The 5,436-nt window shown below is 51.7% G+C and carries 2 tRNA genes and 3 rRNA genes; all 5 read left to right on the top strand.

Annotation, left to right across the window (positions count from 1 at the left end):
- Positions 1–78 precede the first annotated feature (78 nt).
- Positions 79–1,607, top strand: a 16S ribosomal RNA gene (locus QUB64_RS32580).
- A 103-nt stretch (positions 1,608–1,710) separates the two neighbouring features.
- A tRNA-Ile gene (locus tag QUB64_RS32575) sits at positions 1,711–1,787 on the top strand.
- 27 nt (positions 1,788–1,814) lie between these two features.
- A tRNA-Ala gene (locus QUB64_RS32570) sits at positions 1,815–1,890 on the top strand.
- Positions 1,891–2,262: 372 nt separating this feature from the next.
- A 23S ribosomal RNA gene (locus tag QUB64_RS32565) occupies positions 2,263–5,141 on the top strand.
- Positions 5,142–5,309: 168 nt separating this feature from the next.
- Positions 5,310–5,422: ribosomal RNA gene (rrf, locus tag QUB64_RS32560) — 5S ribosomal RNA — on the top strand.
- The 16S, 23S and 5S rRNA genes sit together here with 2 tRNA genes alongside, the layout of an rRNA operon.
- The last annotated feature ends 14 nt before the right edge of the window (positions 5,423–5,436 follow it).

Raw genomic sequence — 5,436 nt, 5'->3', positions numbered from 1 at the left:
AGTCGCAAGACTTTAAACGCTCATGAGAATAGAAGTGAAGTTCACTTCAATTCCGTTTTTATGAGTAATTTCAAGATCGAACTAAAGAGTTTGATCCTGGCTCAGATTGAACGCTGGCGGCATGCTTTACACATGCAAGTCGAACGGTAACAGGCCGCAAGGTGCTGACGAGTGGCGAACGGGTGAGTAATGCATCGGAACGTGCCCAGTCGTGGGGGATAACGCAGCGAAAGCTGCGCTAATACCGCATACGATCTATGGATGAAAGCGGGGGACCGTAAGGCCTCGCGCGATTGGAGCGGCCGATGTCAGATTAGGTAGTTGGTGGGGTAAAGGCTCACCAAGCCGACGATCTGTAGCTGGTCTGAGAGGACGACCAGCCACACTGGGACTGAGACACGGCCCAGACTCCTACGGGAGGCAGCAGTGGGGAATTTTGGACAATGGGCGCAAGCCTGATCCAGCAATGCCGCGTGCAGGAAGAAGGCCTTCGGGTTGTAAACTGCTTTTGTACGGAACGAAAAGGCTCTGGTTAATACCCGGGGCTCATGACGGTACCGTAAGAATAAGCACCGGCTAACTACGTGCCAGCAGCCGCGGTAATACGTAGGGTGCAAGCGTTAATCGGAATTACTGGGCGTAAAGCGTGCGCAGGCGGTTTTGTAAGACAGGCGTGAAATCCCCGGGCTCAACCTGGGAATTGCGCTTGTGACTGCAAGGCTGGAGTGCGGCAGAGGGGGATGGAATTCCGCGTGTAGCAGTGAAATGCGTAGATATGCGGAGGAACACCGATGGCGAAGGCAATCCCCTGGGCCTGCACTGACGCTCATGCACGAAAGCGTGGGGAGCAAACAGGATTAGATACCCTGGTAGTCCACGCCCTAAACGATGTCAACTGGTTGTTGGGTCTCTTCTGACTCAGTAACGAAGCTAACGCGTGAAGTTGACCGCCTGGGGAGTACGGCCGCAAGGTTGAAACTCAAAGGAATTGACGGGGACCCGCACAAGCGGTGGATGATGTGGTTTAATTCGATGCAACGCGAAAAACCTTACCCACCTTTGACATGTACGGAATTTGCCAGAGATGGCTTAGTGCTCGAAAGAGAGCCGTAACACAGGTGCTGCATGGCTGTCGTCAGCTCGTGTCGTGAGATGTTGGGTTAAGTCCCGCAACGAGCGCAACCCTTGTCATTAGTTGCTACGAAAGGGCACTCTAATGAGACTGCCGGTGACAAACCGGAGGAAGGTGGGGATGACGTCAAGTCCTCATGGCCCTTATAGGTGGGGCTACACACGTCATACAATGGCTGGTACAAAGGGTTGCCAACCCGCGAGGGGGAGCTAATCCCATAAAGCCAGTCGTAGTCCGGATCGCAGTCTGCAACTCGACTGCGTGAAGTCGGAATCGCTAGTAATCGTGGATCAGCATGTCACGGTGAATACGTTCCCGGGTCTTGTACACACCGCCCGTCACACCATGGGAGCGGGTCTCGCCAGAAGTAGTTAGCCTAACCGCAAGGAGGGCGATTACCACGGCGGGGTTCGTGACTGGGGTGAAGTCGTAACAAGGTAGCCGTATCGGAAGGTGCGGCTGGATCACCTCCTTTCTGGAAAAAGAGCAATCAAGCTCAAACGCTCACACTTATCGGTTGTTGGAAGGACGTCGCCAGCGATTCAGGTTTAGGCCTGAAGAGATCAAGCGACCGGCTTGGGTCTGTAGCTCAGTTGGTTAGAGCACCGTCTTGATAAGGCGGGGGTCGTTGGTTCGAGACCAACCAGACCCACCATCCCCTCCAATGCGCGCAAGACATCCTGGGGGATTAGCTCAGCTGGGAGAGCACCTGCTTTGCAAGCAGGGGGTCGTCGGTTCGATCCCGTCATCCTCCACCAAATCAACGTTGCCTCGGTGACGTTCTTGTCTGATAAATCCACATCAAAGCATCTTGGCCAATCTGGTTGAGGATGTTTTGATGTTGATTGATATCCATCGATTGACTGGTGACCGCAAGGTTGCCACGGCTGTTCTTTAAAAATTCATAGAGTCGAATCAGCGTTGCTGATGGAAAGCACATATTCGTAAAGGTTTCATGTGCACCGTGCCATCAGCAACATTTTTTGATTGCGTCAACGAATATTCAATTTGATCGAAAGATGCGAATTGAAACGGCATAACGCGTCAGGTGAAAGACCTGACAGACATTTGCTTGATGTGATTTTGTATCTTGTTGGGTCGCAAGACCTGGTGAGATGTCAAAGTTATAGGGTCAAGTGAATAAGAGCACGTGGTGGATGCCTTGGCGATGATAGGCGACGAAGGACGTGATAGCCTGCGATAAGCTTCGGGGAGCTGGCAAATTAGCTTTGATCCGGAGATTTCCGAATGGGGAAACCCACCTAGCAGTAGGTATCGCATGATGAATACATAGTCATGCGAGGCGAACCGGGTGAACTGAAACATCTCAGTAGCTCGAGGAAAAGACATCAACCGAGATTCCGAAAGTAGTGGCGAGCGAAATCGGAAGAGCCTGTTAGTGATAGCACAAGACTTAACGGAACGCTTTGGAAAGGGCGGCCATAGCGGGTGATAGCCCCGTACGTGAAAAGACCTGTGTGGTACTGAGCTGACGACAAGTAGGGCGGGACACGAGAAATCCTGTCTGAATATGGGGGGACCATCCTCCAAGGCTAAATACTCATCATCGACCGATAGTGAACAAGTACCGTGAGGGAAAGGCGAAAAGAACCCCGGGAGGGGAGTGAAATAGATCCTGAAACCGCGTGCTTACAAAAAGTAGGAGCCTCGAAAGGGGTGACTGCGTACCTTTTGTATAATGGGTCAGCGACTTACATTCAGTGGCAAGGTTAACCGAATAGGGAAGCCGTAGAGAAATCGAGTCCGAATAGGGCGATTCAGTCGCTGGGTGTAGACCCGAAACCAAGTGATCTATCCATGGCCAGGATGAAGGTGCCGTAACAGGTACTGGAGGTCCGAACCGACTAGTGTTGCAAAACTAGCGGATGAGCTGTGGATAGGGGTGAAAGGCTAAACAAACTTGGAAATAGCTGGTTCTCTCCGAAAACTATTTAGGTAGTGCCTCAAGTATTACCGTCGGGGGTAGAGCACTGTTTTGGCTAGGGGGTCATGGCGACTTACCAAACCAAGGCAAACTCCGAATACCGATGAGTACAGCTTGGGAGACAGAGCACCGGGTGCTAACGTCCGGACTCAAGAGGGAAACAACCCAGACCGCCAGCTAAGGTCCCTAAAATTGGCTAAGTGGGAAACGAAGTGGGAAGGCTAAAACAGTCAGGATGTTGGCTTAGAAGCAGCCATCATTTAAAGAAAGCGTAATAGCTCACTGATCGAGTCGTCCTGCGCGGAAGATGTAACGGGGCTAAGCCAGTTACCGAAGCTGCGGATTTGCAATTTATTGCAAGTGGTAGGAGAGCGTTCTGTAAGCCTGTGAAGGTGTCTTGTAAAGGATGCTGGAGGTATCAGAAGTGCGAATGCTGACATGAGTAGCGTTAAAGGGGGTGAAAAGCCCCCTCGCCGTAAGCGCAAGGTTTCCTACGCAACGTTCATCGGCGTAGGGTGAGTCGGCCCCTAAGGCGAGGCAGAGATGCGTAGCTGATGGGAAACAGGTCAATATTCCTGTACCGATTACAAGTGCGATGTGGGGACGGATCTTAATAGGTTATCCGGCGGTTGGATGTGCCGGTTTAGACAGATGTAGGCGACACGTAGGCAAATCCGCGTGTCATATACCGAGGCTGTTGATCGAGCGAGCTTGCTCGCGAAGTAACTGAACGAGGTCCCAGGAAAAGCCACTAAGCTTCAGCTTGTAATTGACCGTACCGCAAACCGACACTGGTGCGCGAGATGAGTATTCTAAGGCGCTTGAGAGAACTCAGGAGAAGGAACTCGGCAAATTGACACCGTAACTTCGGAAGAAGGTGTGCCCTAGTAATGTGATGAGAACATCTGAGCATGAATGGGTTGCAAAAAATTGGTGGCTGCGACTGTTTATTAAAAACACAGCACTCTGCAAACACGAAAGTGGACGTATAGGGTGTGACGCCTGCCCGGTGCTGGAAGATTAATTGATGGGGTGCAAGCTCTTGATCGAAGTCCCAGTAAACGGCGGCCGTAACTATAACGGTCCTAAGGTAGCGAAATTCCTTGTCGGGTAAGTTCCGACCTGCACGAATGGCGTAACGATGGCCACACTGTCTCCTCCTGAGACTCAGCGAAGTTGAAATGTTTGTGATGATGCAATCTCCCCGCGGAAAGACGGAAAGACCCCATGAACCTTTACTGTAGCTTTGTATTGGACTTTGAACAGATCTGTGTAGGATAGGTGGGAGGCTTTGAAGCAGGGTCGCTAGATCTTGTGGAGCCAACGTTGAAATACCACCCTGGTGTGTTTGAGGTTCTAACCTAGGTCCATTATCTGGATCGGGGACAGTGCATGGTAGGCAGTTTGACTGGGGCGGTCTCCTCCCAAAGTGTAACGGAGGAGTTCGAAGGTACGCTAGGTACGGTCGGACATCGTGCTAATAGTGCAATGGCATAAGCGTGCTTAACTGCGAGACTGACAAGTCGAGCAGATGCGAAAGCAGGACATAGTGATCCGGTGGTTCTGTATGGAAGGGCCATCGCTCAACGGATAAAAGGTACTCTGGGGATAACAGGCTGATACCGCCCAAGAGTTCATATCGACGGCGGTGTTTGGCACCTCGATGTCGGCTCATCTCATCCTGGGGCTGTAGCCGGTCCCAAGGGTATGGCTGTTCGCCATTTAAAGAGGTACGTGAGCTGGGTTTAAAACGTCGTGAGACAGTTTGGTCCCTATCTTCCGTGGGCGCTGCAGATTTGAGGAAGCCTGCTCCTAGTACGAGAGGACCGGAGTGGACGCACCTCTGGTGTACCGGTTGTCACGCCAGTGGCATTGCCGGGTAGCTAAGTGCGGAAGAGATAACCGCTGAAAGCATCTAAGCGGGAAACTCGTTCCAAGATGAGATCTGCCGGGGCCTTGAGCCCCCTAAAGAGTCGTTCAAGACCAGGACGTTGATAGGTCAGGTGTGGAAGCGCAGTAATGCGTTAAGCTAACTGATACTAATTGCTCGTGCGGCTTGACCCTATAACTTTGATGAAAATCATCAGAGTCAAATGTCATCCGACTGAAAAGTCATGTTATGCCCCGAGACTCAGCAATGAGTCCATCGTTGGCAGCAATCAAAATAGCTGATTCGAAGCTCTATGAATTCGTTTGAGTTGTGCGCGTGCACAGCTCGGACAACAAGTTATGCCTGACGACCATAGCGAGGTGGTACCACTCCTTCCCATCCCGAACAGGACAGTGAAACGCCTTTGCGCCGATGATAGTGCGGGTTCCCGTGTGAAAGTAGGTCATCGTCAGGCTCTTACCAGCCCCC

The sequence above is a fragment of the Microcoleus sp. Aus8_D2 genome (assembly GCF_036702665.1).
In the GTDB taxonomy this organism is placed as follows: Bacteria; Cyanobacteriota; Cyanobacteriia; order Cyanobacteriales; family Microcoleaceae; genus Microcoleus.
The sequence above is the reverse complement of the archived record's forward strand: the minus strand, read 5'-3'. Positions and strand labels throughout refer to the sequence as shown.